Annotated in this window: 23 protein-coding genes and 1 pseudogene; 10 read left to right on the plus strand and 14 right to left on the minus strand. The window is 65.5% G+C overall.

Going from position 1 to position 21,001, the window contains the following annotated elements:
- Positions 1-62: 62 nt before the first annotated feature.
- The 5 genes from ACIBK2_RS26860 to ACIBK2_RS26880 all read right to left on the minus strand — a co-directional run bounded on the left by ACIBK2_RS26860 (position 63) and on the right by ACIBK2_RS26880 (position 2,924).
- Entirely contained in the window at positions 63-1,052 is a 990-nt protein-coding gene (locus ACIBK2_RS26860) for a putative toxin (RefSeq protein ID WP_396970953.1), read from the minus strand.
- Positions 1,053-1,190: 138 nt separating this feature from the next.
- A complete protein-coding gene (locus ACIBK2_RS26865; RefSeq protein ID WP_396970955.1) occupies positions 1,191-1,811 on the minus strand; it encodes a hypothetical protein in 621 nt (206 codons plus the stop codon).
- A 12-nt stretch (positions 1,812-1,823) separates the two neighbouring features.
- A complete protein-coding gene (locus ACIBK2_RS26870) occupies positions 1,824-2,285 on the minus strand; it encodes a hypothetical protein (protein WP_396970957.1) in 462 nt (153 codons plus the stop codon).
- Positions 2,286-2,300: 15 nt separating this feature from the next.
- Complete coding sequence (locus ACIBK2_RS26875) at positions 2,301-2,513, minus strand: WXG100 family type VII secretion target (protein WP_396971495.1); 213 nt, start codon at positions 2,511-2,513, stop codon at positions 2,301-2,303.
- A gap of 3 nt (positions 2,514-2,516) precedes the next feature.
- Complete coding sequence (locus ACIBK2_RS26880; protein ID WP_396970959.1) at positions 2,517-2,924, minus strand: integrase core domain-containing protein; 408 nt, start codon at positions 2,922-2,924, stop codon at positions 2,517-2,519.
- A gap of 199 nt (positions 2,925-3,123) precedes the next feature.
- Between ACIBK2_RS26880 and ACIBK2_RS26885 the strand changes: the two genes are divergently transcribed.
- Both ACIBK2_RS26885 and ACIBK2_RS26890 read left to right on the plus strand, forming a co-directional pair.
- On the plus strand, positions 3,124-3,462 hold the full coding sequence (locus tag ACIBK2_RS26885) for a hypothetical protein (RefSeq protein WP_396970960.1): 339 nt from the start codon (positions 3,124-3,126) through the stop codon (positions 3,460-3,462).
- Between the two features lie 75 nt (positions 3,463-3,537).
- Positions 3,538-4,167, plus strand: a pseudogene (locus tag ACIBK2_RS26890) (IS3 family transposase); the annotation flags it as partial.
- A gap of 114 nt (positions 4,168-4,281) precedes the next feature.
- Here the strand turns inward: ACIBK2_RS26890 and ACIBK2_RS26895 are convergent.
- Positions 4,282-5,841: an MFS transporter gene (locus tag ACIBK2_RS26895; protein WP_396970962.1), complete on the minus strand. Its 1,560-nt coding sequence runs from the start codon at positions 5,839-5,841 to the stop codon at positions 4,282-4,284.
- A gap of 108 nt (positions 5,842-5,949) precedes the next feature.
- Between ACIBK2_RS26895 and ACIBK2_RS26900 the strand changes: the two genes are divergently transcribed.
- Both ACIBK2_RS26900 and ACIBK2_RS26905 read left to right on the plus strand, forming a co-directional pair.
- On the plus strand, positions 5,950-6,528 hold the full coding sequence (locus ACIBK2_RS26900) for a helix-turn-helix domain-containing protein (protein WP_396970963.1): 579 nt from the start codon (positions 5,950-5,952) through the stop codon (positions 6,526-6,528).
- A gap of 94 nt (positions 6,529-6,622) precedes the next feature.
- A complete protein-coding gene (locus tag ACIBK2_RS26905) occupies positions 6,623-7,465 on the plus strand; it encodes a class I SAM-dependent methyltransferase (RefSeq protein ID WP_396970964.1) in 843 nt (280 codons plus the stop codon).
- Positions 7,466-7,496: 31 nt separating this feature from the next.
- On the opposite strand, the gene ACIBK2_RS26910 is transcribed toward ACIBK2_RS26905, so the two are convergent.
- Positions 7,497-7,982: a hypothetical protein gene (locus ACIBK2_RS26910; protein WP_396970965.1), complete on the minus strand. Its 486-nt coding sequence runs from the start codon at positions 7,980-7,982 to the stop codon at positions 7,497-7,499.
- Between the two features lie 706 nt (positions 7,983-8,688).
- Positions 8,689-9,618, minus strand: coding sequence for an NADP-dependent oxidoreductase (locus ACIBK2_RS26915; RefSeq protein WP_396970967.1), 930 nt, complete (start codon positions 9,616-9,618; stop codon positions 8,689-8,691).
- A gap of 81 nt (positions 9,619-9,699) precedes the next feature.
- On the opposite strand from ACIBK2_RS26915, the gene ACIBK2_RS26920 reads away from it, so the two are divergent.
- Entirely contained in the window at positions 9,700-10,269 is a 570-nt protein-coding gene (locus tag ACIBK2_RS26920; protein WP_396970968.1) for a helix-turn-helix domain-containing protein, read from the plus strand.
- Positions 10,270-10,295: 26 nt separating this feature from the next.
- Here ACIBK2_RS26920 and ACIBK2_RS26925 read toward each other — a convergent pair whose 3' ends face one another.
- Entirely contained in the window at positions 10,296-11,000 is a 705-nt protein-coding gene (locus tag ACIBK2_RS26925; RefSeq protein WP_396971496.1) for an SDR family oxidoreductase, read from the minus strand.
- A gap of 69 nt (positions 11,001-11,069) precedes the next feature.
- On the opposite strand from ACIBK2_RS26925, the gene ACIBK2_RS26930 reads away from it, so the two are divergent.
- Positions 11,070-11,432, plus strand: a complete 363-nt coding sequence (locus ACIBK2_RS26930; protein ID WP_396970970.1) for a MerR family transcriptional regulator — start codon at positions 11,070-11,072, stop codon at positions 11,430-11,432.
- Here ACIBK2_RS26930 and ACIBK2_RS26935 read toward each other — a convergent pair.
- From ACIBK2_RS26935 to rpsF, 5 genes are all read right to left on the minus strand, one after another.
- Positions 11,429-14,524 (minus strand): replicative DNA helicase, encoded by a 3,096-nt coding sequence (locus tag ACIBK2_RS26935; protein ID WP_396970972.1) that lies wholly within the window; start codon positions 14,522-14,524, stop codon positions 11,429-11,431. The genes ACIBK2_RS26930 and ACIBK2_RS26935 overlap by 4 nt on opposite strands.
- 656 nt (positions 14,525-15,180) lie before the next feature.
- Positions 15,181-15,633, minus strand: a complete 453-nt coding sequence (gene rplI, locus ACIBK2_RS26940) for a 50S ribosomal protein L9 (protein ID WP_379283334.1) — start codon at positions 15,631-15,633, stop codon at positions 15,181-15,183.
- Between the two features lie 17 nt (positions 15,634-15,650).
- On the minus strand, positions 15,651-15,902 hold the full coding sequence (gene rpsR / locus ACIBK2_RS26945; RefSeq protein WP_014989074.1) for a 30S ribosomal protein S18: 252 nt from the start codon (positions 15,900-15,902) through the stop codon (positions 15,651-15,653).
- A 59-nt stretch (positions 15,903-15,961) separates the two neighbouring features.
- Entirely contained in the window at positions 15,962-16,510 is a 549-nt protein-coding gene (locus ACIBK2_RS26950; protein ID WP_396970974.1) for a single-stranded DNA-binding protein, read from the minus strand.
- Positions 16,511-16,598: 88 nt separating this feature from the next.
- A complete protein-coding gene (rpsF, locus tag ACIBK2_RS26955) occupies positions 16,599-16,886 on the minus strand; it encodes a 30S ribosomal protein S6 (protein WP_150400327.1) in 288 nt (95 codons plus the stop codon).
- Between the two features lie 170 nt (positions 16,887-17,056).
- Here rpsF and ACIBK2_RS26960 point away from each other — a divergent pair, with 170 nt between their 5' ends.
- From ACIBK2_RS26960 to ACIBK2_RS26975, 4 genes are all read left to right on the plus strand, one after another.
- A complete protein-coding gene (locus ACIBK2_RS26960; RefSeq protein ID WP_396970976.1) occupies positions 17,057-18,442 on the plus strand; it encodes a glycosyltransferase family 87 protein in 1,386 nt (461 codons plus the stop codon).
- A 73-nt stretch (positions 18,443-18,515) separates the two neighbouring features.
- Positions 18,516-19,013 (plus strand): hypothetical protein, encoded by a 498-nt coding sequence (locus tag ACIBK2_RS26965; RefSeq protein WP_396970977.1) that lies wholly within the window; start codon positions 18,516-18,518, stop codon positions 19,011-19,013.
- 4 nt (positions 19,014-19,017) lie between these two features.
- A complete protein-coding gene (locus ACIBK2_RS26970) occupies positions 19,018-20,148 on the plus strand; it encodes a sensor histidine kinase (RefSeq protein ID WP_396970979.1) in 1,131 nt (376 codons plus the stop codon).
- Positions 20,115-20,783, plus strand: a complete 669-nt coding sequence (locus tag ACIBK2_RS26975) for a response regulator (RefSeq protein WP_396970981.1) — start codon at positions 20,115-20,117, stop codon at positions 20,781-20,783. The genes ACIBK2_RS26970 and ACIBK2_RS26975 overlap by 34 nt, the downstream gene beginning before the upstream one ends.
- Positions 20,784-21,001: the final 218 nt, after the last annotated feature.

Genomic DNA, 21,001 nt, shown 5'->3' on the forward strand with positions numbered 1-21,001 from the left:
ACGCACCGAGGCAGCCCGGTCATCGACGAGCGGTTCGATCAGGTGCCGTACGCCGGTCGCCTTCATCTGAACCAGCGCCTTGATCGCGTATCCACGCGCGGGACCGTCGAGATAACGTACTGCGGTATCTCGGGATTCGGCTGTCTCGACTTTGCCGAGGTACTCGACCAACGGCAGCATCGCGGTCCCCTTCGGCAATTCCGCGAGCAGATCGGCGATCTGGGTGAAGTTCTTCGGCCCAGCGTCATGGTGTAGCCGTTGTCCCTGGCCCACTGCTCCTCGATGAGCAGCTGCTTCTCCGCATCGACGATGCTGTTGGTGTTCTTGACTTCGGTGAGCTGCCGGTTCGTATCGTCGATGCGATCGGGGATCGCCGAATGATCGTCGTCGTCGCGGTCCAAGATCGTGATCTTGCGCTTCGGCGCGTTCGGGTCGATCCCCGCGCGCCTTTCCCCTTCGTCACCGGCCGCGCTGTTCTGCTGGATGTCACGGCCGCCGATGTATTTCGTGCTGCGCGGAGTCCGGCCGAGGATCGACTCGAGGTCGGCGGTCTCGGTGCTCACCAGGTCATAGATCCCGGTGTTCGACTTCACCGCCTCGGCGACCTTGGTCTCGATATCGCCGAGTCGGTCGGAGATAGCCTTTGCGTACTCGGTCTTGTTCGAGGTGATCAACGCGTCGATCGCGGCCTCGGCTCCGTCGCTGGCGGGCAGCCGTTCCGCGGCGAGTTTGTCGGCCGCATAGGAGGCGAGAATGACCGAGAGGAGATTCAACGACGTCCGGCAATCGTCCTTGGCCGATTTGGCGGTCGCCGCGACTTGTGTGCAGGCGAGGCCCAGGTAGGAGGAGCCATCGGAGTGCGCCTGGATGGCCCGGCACACGGCACCGGTGTCATCGACGTATTCGGCCAGGATCGGGTCGTCGCGCTGGGCATCGGCGGGGAAGAGCGTGGTGACGCTGGTGTACAGCTGGGTCGCGTAATCCCGAGAAAACGTCAGACCAGTGAGAAGAAAGGACAGCCAACGATGAAACACACCAATCAAGCCGGTCATCGGGAGCGCCGATGCCGACGACGACGCGAACCTGCGGCCACCGGCAGGCGCAAAACCATTGAGACACAACATGATCAGACCAGCCGACCCCCACCGCGACCGAAGGCGCCAGCCATGACGACCCCGACTTGGCCCAGACTATTGGACCTCTGCCGGCCCGATCACCGATTCCAAGCGCGCGATGCCCCCGTCGTCGAGTCGATACGGCGCCGCCACGATCCGCAACCATTCGAATCGTTCAACTCTCGACATCGACTCCCACTCAGGATGCTGCGGGAGATACGCCGAAATCCGCTCAACCTGCCGCTCACCGGCAGACGACAGGGCATACCAGTCGCGCCAGTTGGTGGCCTTCCCGGCATACCCTTCCTGGTCCCAGCCGTCAGCGATGGCCGAAAGCATCTTTTCCAGAGCGCTCGCCATTATCGGGCTGCCCATAAAGATATCCGCGTCCTCGGAACCGCTGAACTTGAACGTTGCCATCGCACGGAAGGCCACCTCAAGCTCCCAAAGGGTGTCAAACCGCACTTCCGGCATCGTCGTGACCACGCTCTCTTCCGAACACGACCGCTCGGACCGCGCAAAAACAGGACAACAGCCGTCGATCATACCGAGCGACCCCGACCTGTCAGTCAGCCTCAGACCCCGCGCCTCCTGGTCCGCCGCAGCAGGCAGCAGGGACCCGACAACCAAGTCCGGTTTGTCGACGGTTTCGAGAAAGTGCCACACCCACGATGCAAGACCAGCGAGAAACCACATGATCTGCCCTGGTCACGGTGAGCCGGAATGCCAACTTCGGCGAGAACCTACAGCGCGGGTCACCTCGGACTCGACCAGCGACCAGTGGTCTGGATTGCCCTCGGTGCCGCCGATCGACAGCTGCGTGGGGTGCAGGTTCATCGTCAGCGTTGTCCCCTTCTGGATATCCGGAATGGGGTCGGGCGTGCCAGGGTGCGAGCCGTTTTCGCTTCGGATGAGGTTCTGGCCGGCGGTGCGGATCTGGATGCCGAGCGCATTGCACGCCATGGCGGCGGTCGGCCCGGCCTCGAAGATGTCGGCTGCCGACTGGTCGAAACTGCGCCCCCAGCTCGGGCCACCGTACGGATACAGCCCGGCGGATCGCGCGACGGCGAGGCCTTTGTCGAGCGTGCGCAGCAGACCTTCCAGGAGCGTGCTGATCTTGATCAACCCCTCGCCGACTCGGAAGTACGTGTCGGCGTCAACTGTGGTCATCGAGAGCCCCGGTGTTCACGAGCGCATCTCCTTGTTGGCCTGCTCGGCCTGTAGATAGTTGCTGTGTGCGAGCGCGATCTTTTCGCGTATCGCGCGCAGCTCATCGACGAGCGTTGTTGTGCCGGAAAGCCATTCGCGCTGACTGTCGGAGAAGGCTTGGGCGGCAGTGCCACTGAACTGAGCAACCTGGCGGAATCCGACTCTTTCTCGTGTGCGGCTGACGAAGATCGACTACACCCGGACCTCGGTTTGTGTCTTCTGTTGAAGTCTCTCATAGGGTGTTTGGCCGTCGAGTCCGCCGTGGGGCCGGTGGTAGTTGTAGTAGTCCTGCCAGTCTTTGAGCCGTGCGTTGAAGACATTGACGTCATCGATGACGACGCCGTCGAGCAGCCGGTAAAATTCCTCGGCGTCGATGCGGTGCGAGCGCTCGACTTTCCCGTTCAGTCGAGGCGTGCGGGGCTTGATGTAGACGTGTTTGATGCCCTTGTCCAGCACGTGCCAGTGGAAGCCGGACTGGAACTCGGCGCCGTTGTCGGTCTGGATCGTCTCGACCGCGAACGGCAGCTGCGAGAGCACGTAGTCGAGGAACTGGATCGCGGTTTTCTGGTTGTTGTGCGGGTAGATCTTCAGGATCCGCAACCGGGTGCAATCGTCAATTGCCGCACATCACACTTTCGCCGACTCTCGTGTGAGCGTTTGTTTCTGGAGCCGTGAGTGGCGCCTCGGTGTCGATACACGGGGCAGTATCGCTCATCTCCAGCGCATACCCATCTAAGTTGTTCATAGCTTCGAATAAGCGGACGTACCTTCAGCCGACTGGCTGGTCTACCTTCTAGAGATGGGAACCGCTTTGCGTGTGGATCGTGGACAAATCGCAGCCCTTGTCACCGCCTGTGGGGTTGCCGCTGCGGCCTGGATTGTTACTGCTCCAGCGGCCTATGCTGCAACCCCGACGTACACCTGCGACACCGAGAGCTACACCCAGGACTACTATGGACGGACTTACTACTCCGGCACCGGCCACTGTGTCGCATCTGACGGCGCAGGCGAAAAAAGTACCTCCGGCAAGGCGAAGATCGCCAGGCGCGACTCCAACAGCTACTACAGTTGCAACAATGTAGAGGCCAAGTTGCCTGACTACGCCGGAAGTAAGAGTTGCACCTATGTTAAGCCCTAGGACGTGCCTCTCCATTGATTTCGGTATCTGGGCCGCAGCATAAGTTGGTATCGCCGCCGGGACGGAGGCGGCGGCCTGGCCGCCACCGCTCGCACGGCATTCACCACCGCGATGTCGAGCACGTTCGTGGTCGCCGCCTGCAGGGTGTTCACTGAGCACGGCTGCAAGATCGCGCCGTCCACCCACTACGGTGCCCGCAACCGCACCGCATCCAAGCGTGCCGTGGCCGATGAGGCGTTGAAGGTCGAGATCACCCGGGTGCACCAGGAGAACTACTCGGTGTACGGGGCCCGCAAGGTGTGGCTCCAGTTGCACCGCGAGGGTAGCCAGGTGGCCCGCTGCACGGTGGAACGGCTGATGCGCGACCTCGGCTTGCGGGGCGCGTTGCGGGGCAGGGTCAAACGAACCACCATCGCCGACCCCGCGGCGGATCGCCCGGACGATCTGGTGCAGCGAAAGTTCAACCCGCCGGCACCGAATGTGTTGTGGGTGGCGGACTTTACGTACGTCTCGACATGGTCGGGGTGGGTGTATGTGGCGTTCGTGATCGACGCGTTCTCGCGGCGGATCGTGGGCTGGCGCACGTCTACCTCGATGACCACCCCACTGGTCCTCGATGCCATCGAGCACGCCATCTGGACACGTAAACGCGAAGGAGTGGAAGATCTTTCAGGATTGATCCATCACAACGACCGCGGGTCGCAAGGCGGATTCAACTGTAGGTCTCAATGGTTTTGGCGGTTGCCACCGGTCCGGGTCACGCGGACCGGTGGTTTCGGAGCCCACTTCGAGGCTGCGTCACCTCTCCCTGACTGGGCCTCACGGAGAGGTGAGGTGGGCATCGCGCTTCGGGCCCCGGGCGAGCAGGTAGAGGAGCAGGGTTGACATGACGGCGACGCCTGCCCACATGGCTTGCTGCCAGCCGTCGACGAAGGACTGTTGGGCGGCTTGGATCAGCGCTTCGGCCTGTGAGCCTGTGTTGTTCGCTGCGGCAACGGCATTGGCGACGCCTTCGCGTGCGGTGTCGGCGGCCTCGGTGGGGACGCCGCCGAGCTTGTCATCGATGGCGTTGCGGTAGCCGGCGGACAGGAGCGCGCCGAGTAGGGCTACGCCGAGTGCGGTGCCGAATTCGCGGGTGATGTCGTTGAGTGCGGAGGCGACACCCTGGCGTTCCCGCGGCAGCGAGCTGGTGATGGCCTCGGTGGCGGGTGTCATCGACAGGCCCATGCCGAGGCCCATGACGAGCATGCCGGGCAGGATGGACAGGTAGCCGCCGTCGACGGAGACGAGGCCCGCCATGAGTGCCAGACCGGCGCCGGATAGGGCGATGCCCGTGGCCATGGTCGAACGAGAACCGATGCGCCCGGCGAGCTTTGGCGCGAGACCGGAGGCCGTCATCATCAGCACGGCCATGGGCATGAACGCGAGGGTGGACAGCAGTCCCGACCAGCCGAGCACGGCTTGGAAGAACGGGAACAGGACCACGAAGATGCCTGCCTGCACACCGAAAACCGTAAGCAGGGTGAGCGAGCCGCCGGCCAGCTCACGCTCGCGGAAGAGGCGAACGTCCAGTAGCGCGGTCTCCTGACGACGCTGCTCCCAGAGCACGAAGCAGACCGTGGCGACGATTCCGACGACGAGGCTGATCAGGGTGGCGGGGGCGGTCCAGCCGCGTTCCGGTCCCTCCTGCAGGACGAAGATGAGGGCGACCACGGCGACTACGGAGGTCAGCGCGCCACCGGTGTCGAAGGCGTGTCCCGAGGTCTCGCGGGAGTTGGGGACCGAGCGCAGCGCCATCGCGAGCGCCACGATGACCAGCGCCACCGGCAGGACGAACAGCCACCGCCAGCTCGCCACGTCGACGAGCGCGGCGGAGAGGAACATGCCGAGGATGCCGCCGCCGCCCGCGACGCCGGTCCAGACGCCGATCGCCCGGCTGCGTTCCGCTTCGGGGAAGGTTGCGGTGATCACGGCAAGGGTGATGGGCATGATCATCGCCGCGCCGACGCCGCTGAGCACGCGTGCGGCGAGCATGACCTCGGTCGAGGGCGCAAACCCGGCGAGTGCGCTGGCCACGCCGAACACACTCAGACCGGCGATCAGCATCGGCTTGCGACCGAGCCGGTCGCCGAGGGCGCCGAGTGGCAGCAGCAGCGCGGCCAGGGCGAGGGTGTAGATGTTGATGATCCACAGGATCGTGCTCTGCGAGGCGCCGAATTCGATCGCGAGATCGGGCTGGGCGACATTCAATCCGGAGACCGAGGCAATGACGGCCATCAACGCGACGCAGACGGCGATCAGGATCATCCGCCGCTGACGCTCGTCCGGCGTGCGGGTCGCCTCGGCGGTGGCAACCGGTGCTGGCTGGTTCGTACTCATGGATTCCTTTCGAAAACTGCAGGCAGGGGGCCCGGCGCTGGGCAGGGGAGCAGGCCCGCTGTTGCCGAAGCTAACTGCGTTTTGCATGAAAGGCATAGACTCTTGCTTATGGCGCAAAATGATGACGACCTGGACAGCCTGGTGCGCAAACGCATCCGTGCTTTGCGGGTGGCGCAGGGCTGGTCGTTGGAGGAGTTGGCGGGTCGCGCTCGGCTCAGTCAGTCCACGCTCAGCCGCATCGAGAACGGCCAGCGCCGACTGGCACTGGACAGCCTCGTCACGCTCGCCCGAGCCCTGGACACCACCCTGGATCAGCTCGTCGAGACCGCCCCCGATGACGTCGTCACCAGCCCGATGATCGACGGGGCGCACGGGTTGATGCGCTGGTCCATCAAGGGGGATCCGGGCATGAGCGTGGTGCGCCAGCGGATGACCGAACCGCCGCCCGACAACCCCGCGCGGATGCGCGCGCATCCCGGCCGGGAATGGCTCGTCGTCCTGTCCGGCACCGCGATCCTCATGCTCGGCCAGCGCCGCTTCCGCATCGAGACCAATCAGGCCGCCGAGTTCCCCACGATGCTGCCGCACGCCATCGGGACCGCGGGCGGTCCGTGCGAGATTCTCGGGATCTTCGATCGCGAAGCCCGCCGTGGCCACCAACGCGCCGAGGGCGGCTCCGGCACGTAAGGCGCATTGCGCGTTCGACACCGTCCGCGACCATCTTCTTGCCAATACGGAAAGGGATCGTGCTGTAGACGCATGATCGTCATAGCGTGTCGATATGCCTCATGACCACGCACATACGGCGCAGCACGACACCGACGGTCAGGCGGAGATTCTCGACCTGGACGCGGAAGTCCTCGCCGAGCGCATCGCCGCCATCACCGGGTGGCTGCCCATCGCGACGCCCCCGCGCCAGATCGTGGATCTCGGCTGCGGGACGGGAGCGGGCACGTTCGCCCTGCTCGACCGTTTCCCGGAGGCACATGTCACCGCGGTCGACACCTCGGCCGGTCATCTGCGTCGCTTGCGCGAAAAGGCCTGTGCGCGAGGCGTGCACGAACGCGTGCGCACCGTAGCGGCCGACCTCGACACCGACGACTGGCCCGACCTCGGCACCCCGGACCTGATGTGGGCCTCGGCCTCGATGCACCACCTGGCCCACCCCGACCGCGCACTGCGCAAGGTGCACGACACCCTCGCACCGGGCGGGCTGTTAGCAGTCGTCGAGCTGGCCGGATTCCCCCGTTTCCTACCCGAGAACGCCCCGGACGAGCGCCCCGGCCTGGAAGAACGCTGCCACACCGCGAGCGACCGCTACCACGCCGAACACGTCCCGCACCGCGGTGCCGACTGGGGACCGAAGCTGATCGACGCAGGCTTCACCCTCGACGGCGAACGCACCTTCACCGTCGACATCGCAGGCCTCGGCAATCCGGCGGTCGGCACCTACGCCCGCAGCAGCCTGCAACGCCTCCGCACCAGCGTCGCCGACACGCTCGCGGCCGAAGACCTCGCCGCACTCGACCGACTGCTCGACACCGACAGCCCGCACAGCATCCTGCGCCGCGACGACCTCGCGGTACGCACCGAACGCACCGTGTGGGCCGCGCGCCGCGGGTAGGGGTGAACACCCGTCCGTCCGATGAGAACGCTCACCAGATATCGGCCCAGATGGGCCGTTTGGGAATGTCGAATACTGCGTAATTCTTGTGCACCACAAGGGGAACCGAGCTACCGACGCTCAGTCGCTCGGCCAGCGCGCGCGCTTTGACCTCGTGGAATTGCGGATAGAAGTACCGCTTCTGGACGCGCGCATCCGTACCCGAGTCCGGGTGCGGGAACTGCACTTCGACCTGTACCTGCCACAAATCGAAATTGAACATGGCCCGACCGTGCTTGCGCCGCAGATCAGAATTGACCACCACTGCGGACATCGCGATCCCGATCCGCCGCAGGTAATTCCGACGCACCCGCCATGCGGCAGCCAGCACGAGCATCCATCCACCGATGCCGACCATGACGCTTATCGGAATAGACAGTGCCATGGCGACTTCCGAGTCGGTCCACTGGATTATCGCGAAAACCAGGTTAAGCACGTCCCCGGCGAAGGCCACCGCCGCCACTGCGGAACTCAGCATCCACACCAGTGTCATGGCACCGATCAACTTCTGGGACCGCCCCATACCCCAACTCCCCCTGTGTAAAGCCGCAGCCCTGCGCCGCAGACTATGAACTGCGGCTTTAGCGTTGTCCGACAAGGGTTTCAGTGCCTGGCTGTCTCATCGGACGCTGTGTTTCCTCAGCCATAATGTAGTGCCTCTGGAAATTGCGGAGGCCCTACAGCGATTGCTGCAGGGCCTCGGAGTCGGCACCTGACCCACACGTGGCGTGCTGGGCCGGATGCGACGATCTCGGAAATGGTTGGCGCGCTAGCAGATCCCGGGAACTTCGCCGTGGATCAGGACTTGGATCAAGCACTGAAGGTTCGAGCTGCCCGAACTCGGCGCAGGCGCGGGTGCCGGATCCGCGCTCGCGGTCGGCGCGGCCACCAGCGCCGTCAAGACGAAAGCGGCAGCCGATACCGATACAGCCACACTGTTTCTGATACGCATACCAATCTCCTTTGGTTAGGAAGCCAGACCACGGTAGCGATGCCCGAGCAATCCCCCCAGCCCCTACTTTTGCGGTGCCGGACCGGCGCGGCCGCTGGGTAGCGTCACCGCCCGTGGCACCGGACACCAGCACCGAGCTCGTCCCGAGCCTGCTACTGATCGACGCCGACACCGTCGACGTAATCGCCGAGCGCCCTCGGTAGCGGGTGGGCTCCGAGCGGTGGAGTCGCGGTTATAGCGTGATCACGATTTTGCCGTGGACGTGGCGTTCGGCTTGCTGTGTTACGGCGTCGCGGATCTTCTCGATCGGGAAGGTCGCGGCGATCGGGACGGTGATTGTGCCGGCGAGGATTGCGTCGGTGATGTGGGACATAGCATCTGGGCTCGCATCGATGCCGCCGGTCGCGCGTACGCCGCCGGGAGGGTTGGGGCCCGCGGCGACGGTGGAGATTCGTTCGGGCGGTACGCCCAGTGCGAGTGCGGTTTCGGCAGTTTCGGTGCTGAACAGATCGGTTGCGGCGGTTACGCCCTCCGGAGCCAGTGTCCGTACCCGGTCCGCCAACCCGGGGCCGTAGGTCACGGGCGCGGTGCCGAACCCGCGCAGGAACTCGAATGTGCGCTCCGAGGCCGTGCCGATTACCTTGGCGCCGGCCAGTTTCGCGAGTTGTACGGCGAACACGCCCACTCCGCCCGCGGCGCCGCCGATCAGGATGGTGTCGCCGGACCGCAGCTCGATCGCGGCCAACGCGGCGGCGGCGGTCATGCCTGCCACCGGGAGCGTGGCCGCCACCTCGTCGCTGATGCCTTCTGGTGTGTGCCAAAGCATCCCGGCTGCCGTCGTGGGTGTCTCGACCACTACGAAATCGGCGATGGCTCTACCCAATGCGCCACCGTAGACGCGGTCGCCCACCGCGAAACCCGTGGCGCCGTCGCCGATTTCGTCGATGACACCGGCGAAGTCGTAACCGAAGCCGGACGGCACGGTGATGCCGAACTGCGCTGCGGCCTCGGGTCGCGCGGCGATACCCCAGTCCATGGGATTCAGGCCTGCGGCTGTGACGCGGACGCGGACCGCGCGCGGCCCGGCATGCGGTTGCGGAACCTCCCGCAGCTCCAGGACCTCGGGACCGCCGAACGTTTCGTAGATGACGGCTCGGCTCATGACTACCTCCAGCAATCTAACGGGACTTGGTCCCATCACTGTACGCCCAGTGACGGGACCAAGTCCCGTAATATGTTTGCCATGGCCCGCTGGCAACCCAACGCCTCGCAGCGACTCGTCGTCGCTGCCCTCGAGCTGTTCGAGGAGCAGGGCTACGAGAACACGACGGTGATCGAGATCGCCGAACGCGCCGGGCTCACGAAAAGCACCTTCTTCCGGCACTTCCCGGACAAGCGGGAGGTCCTCTTCGGCGGGGGCACGATGGCCGGACTGCTGGTCGACGGGATAGCCGCGGCGCCGGCCGAGGCCGGACCGGTCGATGCGGTGGCGCACGCCTTGGCGGTGATCGGGCGCGAAGCCTTCACCCCCGATCGCCGCGAGTTCAGCGCTCGGCGGCGCGCCGTGCTGGCCGCCCATCCTGAACTGCGAGAACGCGAGGCATTGAAGGGCCTAGGTCTCACCGCGGCAATGGTCGAAGCGCTCGCGCGCCGCGGCGTCCTTGCCCTGACCGCGCGTGTGGCCGCCGAACTGGGCGCGCTCGCCTGGAAACTCGCCTACGAGCGCTGGAGCGACCCGACCAACAGTGACAACTTCGGTGACCTCGCGCGGCGCACCCTCACCGAAGTGCGAGCGGCCAGCGCCTTGTGCTGACCGCAGCGCGGGGTTCGAGCGCTTTCTCAGCGGACGAGTTGCGGATAGAGCAGCGCCGGATCCTCGCCGAGGCGCGCCTTCCACGCCACGGTCTGCGGATCGGCCAGCACCTCGAGGGCGCCCGCGCGCACACCGTCGAGTGCGCGGCGCGCGATCAGGGCCGGATCGATCTTGTCGACGTCGATACCGGCCATCATGTCGGTATCGACGCTGGCCATGGCCAGTCCGGTGACCTGGGTGCCTTGATCCGCGAGCTCGAGGCGGATGCCGTTGGTCAGCGCCCAGGCCGCGGCCTTGGAGGCGGAATAGCTGTTGGAATGTTCGTAGGCCATCCAGGCCATCACCGACAGCACATTGAGCACCGCGCCACCGCCGTTCGCGGCCAGCACCGGCGCGAAGGCGCGGACCATGCGCAAGGTGCCGAAGTAGTTGGTCTCCATCTCCTGCCGGATATCGGGCATCGCGCCGTCCACCAGTTTCGCGAACGTCGACATACCGGCGTTGTTGATCAACAGGGTCACGTCACCAGCCGCTGCCGCCGCGGCCGTCACGGACGCATCGTCGGTGACATCCAGCCGGATCGGTACCACCCCGGGCAGATCCACCTCCTCCGGATTGCGGGCTGCCGCATAGATCTTCGCTGCACCCCGGCTCTGCAATTCAGTGACGAAGCGTCGGCCGATGCCACGATTGGCGCCGGTCACCAGTGCGATCGAGTTCTCGAGTTCCATGACCGCTACGCTAAAACCTGACGTCGGCGTGAGAGGCAAGCCGATCCAGCGTGAAAGACGGCACATCTCATGCGAATCGGAGAACTCGCCCACCGCGCCGGTGTCAGCGTGCGCGCCCTGCGGTACTACGAGGAACAGCAACTACTCATCCCCGACCGCACCGCCTCCGGTCAGCGCGTCTACACCGAGGAAGCGGTCGAGCGGGTACGCGTTTTCCAGCTGTTCTACGCGGCCGGACTCGGCAGCCGCACCATCGCAAAGCTGTTGCCCTGCATCGATACCGGCCACACCACCCCCACCCAGCGCGACGAACTACTCGCCGAGCGCAGCCGCCTCGCCGGCCACCTCATCACCATGACCAACGCCCTGCACCGCCTCGACGACCTGATCACAGCCGCCGACCAGCGCACCGAAATACAAGCTGCCCCTTAGCCGCGGGCCATATCCACGAACCGACTCAAATGCAGCTGGTGTGCGACGGTGATGGTGGCGGTCGGGCCGTTACGGTGCTTGCCGACGATCAGGTCGGCTTCGCCGCCGCGCGGGTCGTCTCGTTCGATGGCGTCCGGGCGGTGCAGCAGGATGACCATATCCGCGTCCTGCTCGAGGGAGTTGTGAACTGAAATTCCTTGAGCCACAAAGTTATGCGTGCCTGGAACGGTGCCGTCGTAGACGTCCTGTTCGCCGAGGCTGGTGATCTCGACGATCTTGTCCCAGAAGACGTCGTTGGTGGCGAGCATGTCGATTTCGGCGTCGTCGAGCACTGCCGCGACGCGGGCGAGACGTGACCGGCTGGGGGAGCATTTCCACATGGTCGAGCCGCAGAAGCGTGAGCCCATTGCTGCCGAGAACTCGCGGTGTGTCATGTGTTTGGTGGACAGCAAACCGCGGACCTTGGTCCAGACTTCCTTGGGCACGGTGTCGACGTTGGTGTTGCGCACCACCGGCGCCAGCTCGGCCAGTGCCGCTTCCGCGGCCTTGCCACGGGCGCCGTGCACGCCGATGTCGCGGAGGAAGATGGTCTGGTTGTCCGAACCATCGATCATGAGGTGCCAGCAGGGACGGTAGCCGGTCTTGTTGACCTGCTTGATTCGTCCGTGCACGCCGAGGCGAAGCAGTAGTTGCGCTACGTCATCGACGAGTCGGCGGCTGGTCGAGGCATAGTAGACGCGCGCTTGATGGCCCTTGGCGTCCCAGCGCACCGAGCCGTCCGTCGCCCAGAGGTGCTTGAGGAACAGTGCAACCTGGTCGTTGGGGAGTGCGAAAACGGGTTGGGGGACGAACTTTTCGTAGCTGCGTAAGCCGAACAGGCCCAGTTCATCGAGCCATGCGGCGATCGGATTGCGCTTACCGTGGGTGAGGCGTTCGGGGGCACGCAACCGTAACGTTGTCACACGCGCCGCCGGATAGTCGTCGCGTGCGGCGGTGACACCGAAATGAGTGGCCGCCGCAGTGACGGCGGCGAGGTTCTCCTCGTCGATGCTGGCGTAGCGGATCGGTTGGCGCTTGACACAAGAACCATCACCGATCATATGCGCCAACAGGATCACCTCGGCATCCGCCATCCGCGTGGTCTGCACCGGCTCGGGGACGACGCGCGGGGTAGCCAGGCGATCGTCAATGGCCAGCTTCTCCAGCGGGATCCAGCCGTCGACGGTCAGGAAGGGATGGTTGCCGGTGGCTTCGACCTCACGTCCGGAGGCGAGGCGGAGCCGGAATACTTCTTTGCGCCCGCTGGGGAACACCTTGACCATCGGGCGAGCGACCATCCGCATACGATCGTCCAGCGACCACACCAGCGGCTGTTCCCCGCTGGTGAGGAGCTCGCCCAGGGTGGTCTCGCCACCAGTGTCGGCACGGAGGATGCGGGTAGCCGCAGGCAGACAACCCGATTCACGGAGGTCGGAGACCATCGGCCGCTTGTCGGTTCGCTGTTCGGGACCACGGTTCAGCTGGCTGATCGCGATCACCGGAACCTCGAGTTCCTTGGCGAGCAGCTTCAGACTTCGCGAGAAGTCCGAGACTTCCTGCTGCCGGGATTCGACCTTCTTACCCGAGGACATCAGCTGGAGGTAGTCCACGACCACGAGTTTCAGGTCATGCCGCTGCTTCAGGCGTCGCGCCTTGGCTCGAATCTCCATCATGGTGAGATTCGGCGAGTCGTCTACGAACAGTGGCGCTTCACTGATCTCGCTCATGCGGCGGGCCAGTTTGGTCCAGTCGTCGTCGCTCATTCGTCCCGAGCGCATGTCACCGAGTTTGATCTTCGCCTCGGCCGACAGCAGACGCATCACAATCTCCGTGCGGCTCATCTCCAGCGAGAAGATGACGCTCGGCAGGCCGTGCTTGATCGAGCAGCTGCGCATGAAGTCCATGCCGAGGGTGGAGTTGTGGGTCGGCACCATGGTCCGCCCGGCGAGGTAGAGATGGTCGCCGTTGTCGACCTCGACGCACCGCACGGGGATCGTGTCGATTTTGCGGACGTCCACGATCTGTCGCGACTCCGAACGCGCGGTGGCGGGCACGGCGTGGTTCAGGTTGTCGTCAGCCGATCGAAGGGTGTGGCCGATGTCGCCAGTTGTCCGTACTGCCGACCGAGTCCCTGGGGAGCGGGCGACGGTGAGCCACTGGTGTTCCTCGTCCGCGACGAGCACTGTGCCGTCGGAGAATTCGACCTCGTAGCACGGGCGGTCGGTGAGGACGTCGGTGGCGGCTACGACGCGAGTGGGGTGGCCGTTGGCGTCGAGGAGTTCGTCGCCGACGCGGACTTCGCCCATGGTGGTCCAGCCGGTGGGAGTCGGCAGGGGAGTGTCGAGGGCGAGGGCCTTACCGACGCCGGGTCGGGCCGCGACGATGATCATTTGGCCGGGGTGGAGGCCGTTGGTGAGTTCGTCTAGTTCGGTGAAGCCGGTGGGGACGCCGAGGGAGATGCCGCCGCGGCTGGCGATGGAGTCGATTTCGTCCATCGTTGGCTGCAGGAGTTCCTCGAGGGGGAGGAAGTCTTCGGTGGTGCGGCGCTCGGTGACCTCGTAGATCTCGGCTTGGGCGCGGTCGACGACCTCGGCGACGTCCTGGCCGTCGGCGCCGGCGTAGCCGTACTGGACGATCCGGGTGCCTGCCTCGACGAGGCGGCGCAGGATGGCCTTTTCGGCGACGATCTCGGCGTAGAAGCTGGCGTTGGCCGCGGTGGGGACGGTCTGGGTGAGCGTGACGAGGTAGGGCGGTCCGCCGATGCGCTTGAGTTCGCCGCGGCGGTCCAGGCCGGCCGAGACGGTCACCGGGTCGGCGGGTTCGCCGCGACCGTAGAGGTCGAGGATGGTGTCGTAGATGAGCTGGTGCGCGGGGCGGTAGAAATCGCCGGGGCGCATCACCTCGATGACGTCGGCGATCGCGTCCTTGCTCAGCAGCATGCCGCCGAGCACGGACTGCTCGGCCGCCATGTCGTGCGGTGGCTGACGCCCGAAGTCCTCGCCGGGCGGCTCGGGCGGATAGTTCGCGTGCCCTCGGTCATCGACGACTGCCATGAGACTCGACCGTCCTCTCTCCACCTACCGGGCTCACCCTATTGATGATTGGTCCCACTCTCGGGCTCCGACACGTCTGCCGCAGGGCAGCGGTTGCCACCCGCGTGATGGTTGGTGCCACCTGCGAGTTCCAGCTACCGTTGCGATATCGATGGATCCGGACGTTCGGGGCCGCTTGATTCACGTCGTAGCGACGAACCTAGGCGACCCGAGGGCGGTCAACAAACCGTACTGTGCACACACCTGTGGATAAGTTGGGGACTGTTCACCTAACGGTGTGCACCCCCTGTGTACTACTTGGGGAAAACCCAGGTCATCCCGCGAAAACTCGCAGATAGATATCGATTTCCTGATCTATCCACGTGTGGATGAATAAAGTCGCGGCGTGTCGGCCAAGTTGAACAGCCGGGCGTGTTGAGTTAACGGCACGGGTAACGGTTATGAGCTGAATCACATTGCCACCGGTCGGTTTTCTGAGTAATCCACAGGCCCAGCACAGGGAACCCCGGTGACCAGCGGTGATTTGCCGAGAATGTTCCGTATGGCAGAGCTGCCCATGAGGCAAACAATTAGTTACTCAGAAAAGTGGGCAGCGTCGCACAGCCGAAGACCACCCCCGTGCCGAACACGGGAGTGGTCTTCGAAGTGGTGCTATATCAGCTGGCAGCGACCGTGAGGTCGAACTTGGCCACCACGTCCGGGTGCAGGTGCACTACGACGCCGTGCTTGCCGGTCGACTTGATGTGCGACTTCGGCAGCTCGATGCTGCGCTTGTCGACCACGGGCCCGCCGGCCGACTTGATGGCCGAGGCGACATCCGCCTGGGTCACCGAGCCGAACAGCTTGCCGGTGCCCGCCGTCTTCACCGAAAGCGCGACGGCATCGAGGTTCTCGATGGCCTGCTTCAGTTCGTTGGCGTGATCCAGGTCGCGCACCTTGCGCGCGTCCTGGGCCCGGCGGATGCCCGCGACCTGCTTCTCGGCCCCACGGCTGGCGACGATGGCCAGTCCGCGCGGCAGCAGGAAGTTACGGCCGTAGCCGTCCTTGACCTCGACGGTGTCGCCGGGCGCACCGAGGTTGTCCACGTCTGCAGTCAGAATCAACTTCATTTGCGTGTCTCCCTTACTCAGCGAGCCGTCGACACGTAAGGAAGCAGGGCCACCTCACGCGAGTTCTTGACGGCAACCGCGATGTCACGCTGGTGCTGCACGCAGTTGCCGGTGACGCGGCGGGCGCGGATCTTGCCGCGATCGCTGACGTACTTACGCAGCAGTGCCGTGTCCTTGTAATCGATGTTGACGATTCCGGACTTGGCTTCCTTGCAGAATGCGCAGGCCTTCTTCTTGAGCACCTTTTCGCGCGCTGGCGCTTTAGGCATGGTCTTTTACTCCGTAATCAGTGATGGTCCACGCAAGGCAGACCTATGAGTTGCCGTTATCAGAACGGCGGTTCGTCATCTACGCGGCCGCCGCCCCCGAAGGAGCCTGCCGCGGGCGCACTGCCCCAGGGATCGTCCTCGGCACCGCCGGAACGTCCACCGCCACCACCGGAGCCGGCCGGGGCGTTGCCGCCGCCGGAGCCACCGCTGCCGCCGGACCCGAAGCCGCCGCCGCCGCCGCCACGACTGGTCTTGTTGACCTTCGCGGTGGCGTACTTCAACGAGGGGCCGACTTCATCGACCTCGAGCTCGACGACGGTGCGCTTCTCACCCTGAGCAGTTTCGTAGGAGCGCTGCTTCAGCCGCCCACTCACGATGACTCGGGAACCTCGGGTCAGGCTCTCGGCGACATTTTCCGCAGCCTCGCGCCAAATATTGCAGCGCAGGAAAAGCGCTTCGCCGTCTTTCCATTCGTTCGAATTACGGTCGAACATCCGGGGAGTCGACGCGACGGTGAAATTAGCCACCGCCGCTCCCGCGGGCGTGAATCGAAGCTCGGGGTCGGCCGTCAAGTTTCCGATGACGGTGATGACCGTGTCGCCTGCCATGTGGTTCCTCCTGCTCGGGGTGCAGTCCGCGTCTCGCTGTTGCGCTAGAGCCTAGAGATAGACACCGACGCAATCGAGGGTTGCGGGACTACTTGTCGTGGCGCAGAACCTTGGTGCGCAGCACCGACTCGTTCAGGCCGAGCTGGCGGTCGAGTTCGCTCACGGTCGCGGGCTCCGCGGTCAGATCGACCACCGCGTAGATGCCCTCGGCCTGCTTGGCGATCTCATAGGCAAGCCTGCGGCGGCCCCAGATATCGACCTTGTCGACCTTGCCGCCTTCGGTACGAACCACGGTGAGCATCGTCTCGAGAGACGGGGCTACGGTGCGCTCGTCCAGACTGGGATCGAGGATAACCATCACTTCGTAATGACGCACGGACCAATCACCTCCTGTGGACTAGGAAACGGCCACGGGCTCTCCGTGGCAGGAGGGTCGTTGCGTCAGCAACCCGACAAGGCTACATGAACACCCTCTGACCATTGAAATCGATCTCATCGGCGAGGGAACGGGGGCATTGACGTATCTCGCCGCTTAGGGTGGTCCACATGCCGACCGGACTCGCCAGCAGCGACCTGATCGCGCGCCGCGTCGGCCGTCGCGCGGCGCTGGCGGCGGTGGTGCTGGTGCTGTGCGGGCTCACGCTCGTGCTCGGATATGCGAACAAGGCGCGGTGTGCGGGCGCGCCGTTCAGCGCGGACGGTCGCAGCTCGGTGTTCGATACCACCAAGGATTCGGATGTCTGTTACTCCGATATCCAGTTCCTCTGGCTCGGCCGCGACATCAACGAGCACGTCTTCCCGTACGTGCGGGGCGGCATCACCGACGACGGCACGCTGGTCGGCGGCGCGGTCGAATATCCGGTGCTCAGCGGCACTTTGATGTGGCTCGGCGCGCTGGGCGCGCACAACGACGCCGACTTCCTGCGGCATTCCGCACTCCTGCTAGCGCCGTTCGCGCTGCTGACCGCGTGGATGCTGGCCCGGCTCGCGGGCCGCGCGGCGCTGCTGTGGGCGGCGGGGCCACCGCTGGTGCTCTACGCCTTCCACAACTGGGAACTGCCGGTGGTTTTCACGGCCGTCGCCGCGGTCTATGTGGTCGCCACCCTGACCCGATACTCGTTGCGCACCAGGGGAATTCTGGCCGCGATCCTGCTCGGCCTCGGGTTTTGCCTGAAGCTCTATCCTGGGATTTTCGTGCTGCCGCTGCTGGCGTACGTGCTCACCGGCGGCGTCGAACGCGATCCCGGCGAGCGGCGGATGGATGTGCGCGGCGCGCTGCTGACGGCGGGCGCGGCCATCGGCACGGTGATCGCGGTGAACCTGCCGTTCGCGCTGGCCGGGTACGAGGGCTGGCGCGCGTCGATCACCTTCCAGCAACTGCGGCAGGCCGACATCACCACGAATTCCATTTGGTACTGGGGACTTCGGCCGCTGTTCGGCGCGGATACGCAGAGCGAGGCGCTGTTCCAGCAGGTCGTTTCGGTCGCCTCGCCCGCGCTGGTGCTTGCCGCGTTCGCGCTCGCCATGTGGCTCGGCTGGAAGCGCTATCTCGTGACGGGTGTGTTCCCGTGGGTCGGGGTGAGCGGCGCGATGCTGTGTGGATTCCTGTTGTTCCACAAGGTGCATTCGCCGCAGTACACGCTGTGGCTGGTGCCGTTCCTGGTGCTGCTCGAGGTGCCGTGGACGGCGATCGGCGCGTATCTGGTCGCCGACGCGGCGCTCGGGATCGGCGTGTTCCGGTACTTCTACGCGCTCGGCACGGGCAGGCCTGCGGAGCAGATGGAAAAAGTCGTGCAGTTCGGGGTGTGGGGCAGGGCGGTGCTGTTGGTCGCGTTGTTCTTCCTGTTTCTGCGTGCGCTGCCGCGCGGCTTTCGGCCGGTGCCGCCGCAGGTGCCGAGGTTCGCGCCGGGTGAGCTGATCCCGGTCGGTTAAGCCGGCGGATTCCACCCGCTGTTCCACCCTCGGGTGGTGCCGGGCAACCGGCGATTCCCGGAGTCTTACGGGCATGACCTCGAACAACTTGCTCACCGCCGTGTTGGTAATCGCGATACTCGGCTGGATCATCTATCGCCAGAATCAGTGGCGCCCGTTCGATCCGGCCCGAATGTGGCGCGGGCCGCTGGTTCTCGGCATCGTCGGCGTGGTGCTCTTCGCATCCTCCGACAACGCCCCCGCGGTGCACACCGTGGATATCGCGCTGCTGGTCTTCGAGGGTGTGCTCGGGCTCGCGGTCGGCGCGCTGATGGGTGTGCTGTCGAAGTTCAGTCGGCAGGACGGTCAACTGATGGTGCGCACCGGCGTCGTCGCCTCCGCGCTGTGGGTGGTGCTGATCGCGGTGCGCATCGGAGTGGACGTGGTCGCGGTCGACATCGGTGCGTCGGCGGTGGTCTCGGTCGGCGCGATCATCGCGCTGCTCGCGGTGAACCGGCTCGGCCGCATGCTGGTCATCTCGACGCGGGCGGAACGGTTGACCGGTCCGCGTGCGATGGTTCGGGCAGACTGAGCGAATGCCGCCCCGCGCGGACAACGCGCCGACGACCCCGACCAGGCTGCTGCGCCTGACCGGGGTCATCGCCATGGGTGTTCTGCTGCGCGATGACCAGTTATCGCGGCAGGGGATTCCGGTCCTGGTCCTGATCGGTCTTGCCGGGCTCGCGATGCTGGTGTTGGCGGTGGATCCCCGAGGCAGGCCGTGGTTGAGCAGGGCCGCGCTCGCCGTGATGGCGGTGTGCGGTGGTCTGACGGTCGCGCAGGCGGGCGCCTCGCTGGTCCCGCTGCTCGTCGCCGCGTTCGCCGGGTTCGCGCTGGTGCAGCACTCGATCCTGTTCGGGGCGTTGATCATTGGCGTCGAGCTGATCACGGTGGGGGTGTCGTCGGTGGTGGCCGACCACACGCCGAGCGCCTACCTCGGGACGCTGGCCGGTGTGCTGTTGGTGGCGCTGCTCGGCCTGAGCCGCAGGCAGTTCCGGGTCACCGCCGAACAGAATCGGCTGCTGGTGCAGCAGAGCCGGGAGATTCGCGCGGAGCGCGACCGCGCCGCCGCGCTGGCCGAGCGTGGGCGGATCGCTCGTGAGGTGCACGACGTGCTCGCGCACACCCTGGGCGGGCTGGTGCTGCAGCTCGATGCGGCCGACGCGCTGCTGGAGGCGGGCGAGACGGAACGGGCGGCCGACAAGGTTCGTGCCTCGCGGGAACTCGCGGCGTCGGGGCTGGCCGATGCGCGCCAGGTCGTCGGTGCATTGCGGGCCGAAAGAGTTGATCTACCAACAGAATTCGATGCATTGGTAGCCGAACATCGCGATGCGGGCGGCCGGGTGGACGTGCGGTTGGACGGTGACACCCAGCATCTCGGCGAGCAGGTGAATGTCGCGCTGCTGCGCGGCGTGCAGGAGTCGCTGACCAATGCCCGCAAGCACGCGCCGGGCGCGGAGGTCGAACTGCGGCTGCGGGTCGGCGCGGAGCAGGTCGAGCTGGTCGCGTCGAATCCGCTGTCCGATCGGATCGGGCTACTGTCGGCTTCGGGCATGGGCGCGGGCCTGCTCGGTATGCGCGAGCGGATCGGCGCACTGGGCGGCACAGTCGAGGCGGGAAAGGTGGGTGACCGGTGGACAGTGCGAATAACGGTGCCGCGCAGGTGATCACGGTGGTCGTCGCGGACGATCAGACCGTCGTGCGGGAGGGGCTGACCACCGTGCTTTCGCTGCTGCCGGATATCGAGGTGGTCGGCGAGGCTCGAGACGGTGCCGAAGCGGTCGAGCTGGTGAGCCGTCTCGCGCCCGATGTCGTCCTGATGGATTTGCGGATGCCGATCCTGGACGGTGTCGCCGCCACCGCTGCGATCACCGCGGATCACCCCGAAACCGCGGTGTTGGTGCTGACCACCTACGCCGACGACGAATCGATCGCGGGCGCGTTGCGTGCCGGTGCGCGTGGATATTTGACCAAGGACGCGGGCCGCCGCGAGATCGCCACGGCCATCCGCGCGGTCGCCGGCGGACAGGCCACCTTTGCCGCGGAGGTCGGCCAGCGCCTCGTCGCTTCGCTGTCGTCCGTGGCGCCCGCTCCGTCCGATGCGGCTGAATTAGGACTCAGCGCAAGGGAACTCGATGTGCTGAGGTTGATTGCCAAGGGGCACAACAACTCTGAGATCGCCAAGGAACTGTTCATCGGTGTCAGCACCGTCAAAAGCCACATCAACTCGCTGTTCGCGAAGCTCCACGTCCGCGACCGCCCGCAGGCGATCGCCCAGGCCCACCGGCTCGGTTTGAGCTAGCCCGGGTCTCGGTCATTGCTGTGGTTGCCAAGTAGTAGATGGATCGTGCCTCGACTACCGCGGTGTGCGGTCGCTTCGTCTCCTGGTTTCGCGCTGCGAGGTGTGTCACTGCCCTTCGGGGTCGCGGTGTGGTCGCCGATTGCCCATGGATTGCTGAATGCCCAGCTCAGGAAGAGGTCGGGCGGCGGTCGGACAAAGGTCACCTCGGTGTGGGCCGA

Source organism: Nocardia sp. NPDC050175, assembly GCF_044459885.1.
GTDB lineage: Bacteria > Actinomycetota > Actinomycetes > Mycobacteriales > Mycobacteriaceae > Nocardia.

Excerpts from the sequence above, each read along its gene's own strand:
- ACIBK2_RS26860 (WP_396970953.1), bottom strand. The coding sequence starts at position 1,052 with ATGACCGGCTTGATTGGTGTGTTTCATCGTTGGCTGTCCTTTCTTCTC.
- ACIBK2_RS26865 (WP_396970955.1), bottom strand. The coding sequence starts at position 1,811 with ATGTGGTTTCTCGCTGGTCTTGCATCGTGGGTGTGGCACTTTCTCGAA.
- ACIBK2_RS26870 (WP_396970957.1), bottom strand. The coding sequence starts at position 2,285 with ATGACCACAGTTGACGCCGACACGTACTTCCGAGTCGGCGAGGGGTTG.
- ACIBK2_RS26885 (WP_396970960.1), top strand. The coding sequence starts at position 3,124 with ATGGGAACCGCTTTGCGTGTGGATCGTGGACAAATCGCAGCCCTTGTC.
- ACIBK2_RS26895 (WP_396970962.1), bottom strand. The coding sequence starts at position 5,841 with ATGAGTACGAACCAGCCAGCACCGGTTGCCACCGCCGAGGCGACCCGC.
- ACIBK2_RS26900 (WP_396970963.1), top strand. The coding sequence starts at position 5,950 with ATGGCGCAAAATGATGACGACCTGGACAGCCTGGTGCGCAAACGCATC.
- ACIBK2_RS26905 (WP_396970964.1), top strand. The coding sequence starts at position 6,623 with ATGCCTCATGACCACGCACATACGGCGCAGCACGACACCGACGGTCAG.
- ACIBK2_RS26910 (WP_396970965.1), bottom strand. The coding sequence starts at position 7,982 with ATGCTGAGTTCCGCAGTGGCGGCGGTGGCCTTCGCCGGGGACGTGCTT.
- ACIBK2_RS26915 (WP_396970967.1), bottom strand. The coding sequence starts at position 9,618 with ATGAGCCGAGCCGTCATCTACGAAACGTTCGGCGGTCCCGAGGTCCTG.
- ACIBK2_RS26920 (WP_396970968.1), top strand. The coding sequence starts at position 9,700 with ATGGCCCGCTGGCAACCCAACGCCTCGCAGCGACTCGTCGTCGCTGCC.
- ACIBK2_RS26925 (WP_396971496.1), bottom strand. The coding sequence starts at position 11,000 with ATGGAACTCGAGAACTCGATCGCACTGGTGACCGGCGCCAATCGTGGC.
- ACIBK2_RS26930 (WP_396970970.1), top strand. The coding sequence starts at position 11,070 with ATGCGAATCGGAGAACTCGCCCACCGCGCCGGTGTCAGCGTGCGCGCC.
- ACIBK2_RS26935 (WP_396970972.1), bottom strand. The coding sequence starts at position 14,524 with ATGGCAGTCGTCGATGACCGAGGGCACGCGAACTATCCGCCCGAGCCG.
- rplI (WP_379283334.1), bottom strand. The coding sequence starts at position 15,633 with ATGAAGTTGATTCTGACTGCAGACGTGGACAACCTCGGTGCGCCCGGC.
- rpsR (WP_014989074.1), bottom strand. The coding sequence starts at position 15,902 with ATGCCTAAAGCGCCAGCGCGCGAAAAGGTGCTCAAGAAGAAGGCCTGC.
- ACIBK2_RS26950 (WP_396970974.1), bottom strand. The coding sequence starts at position 16,510 with ATGGCAGGCGACACGGTCATCACCGTCATCGGAAACTTGACGGCCGAC.
- ACIBK2_RS26960 (WP_396970976.1), top strand. The coding sequence starts at position 17,057 with ATGCCGACCGGACTCGCCAGCAGCGACCTGATCGCGCGCCGCGTCGGC.
- ACIBK2_RS26965 (WP_396970977.1), top strand. The coding sequence starts at position 18,516 with ATGACCTCGAACAACTTGCTCACCGCCGTGTTGGTAATCGCGATACTC.
- ACIBK2_RS26970 (WP_396970979.1), top strand. The coding sequence starts at position 19,018 with ATGCCGCCCCGCGCGGACAACGCGCCGACGACCCCGACCAGGCTGCTG.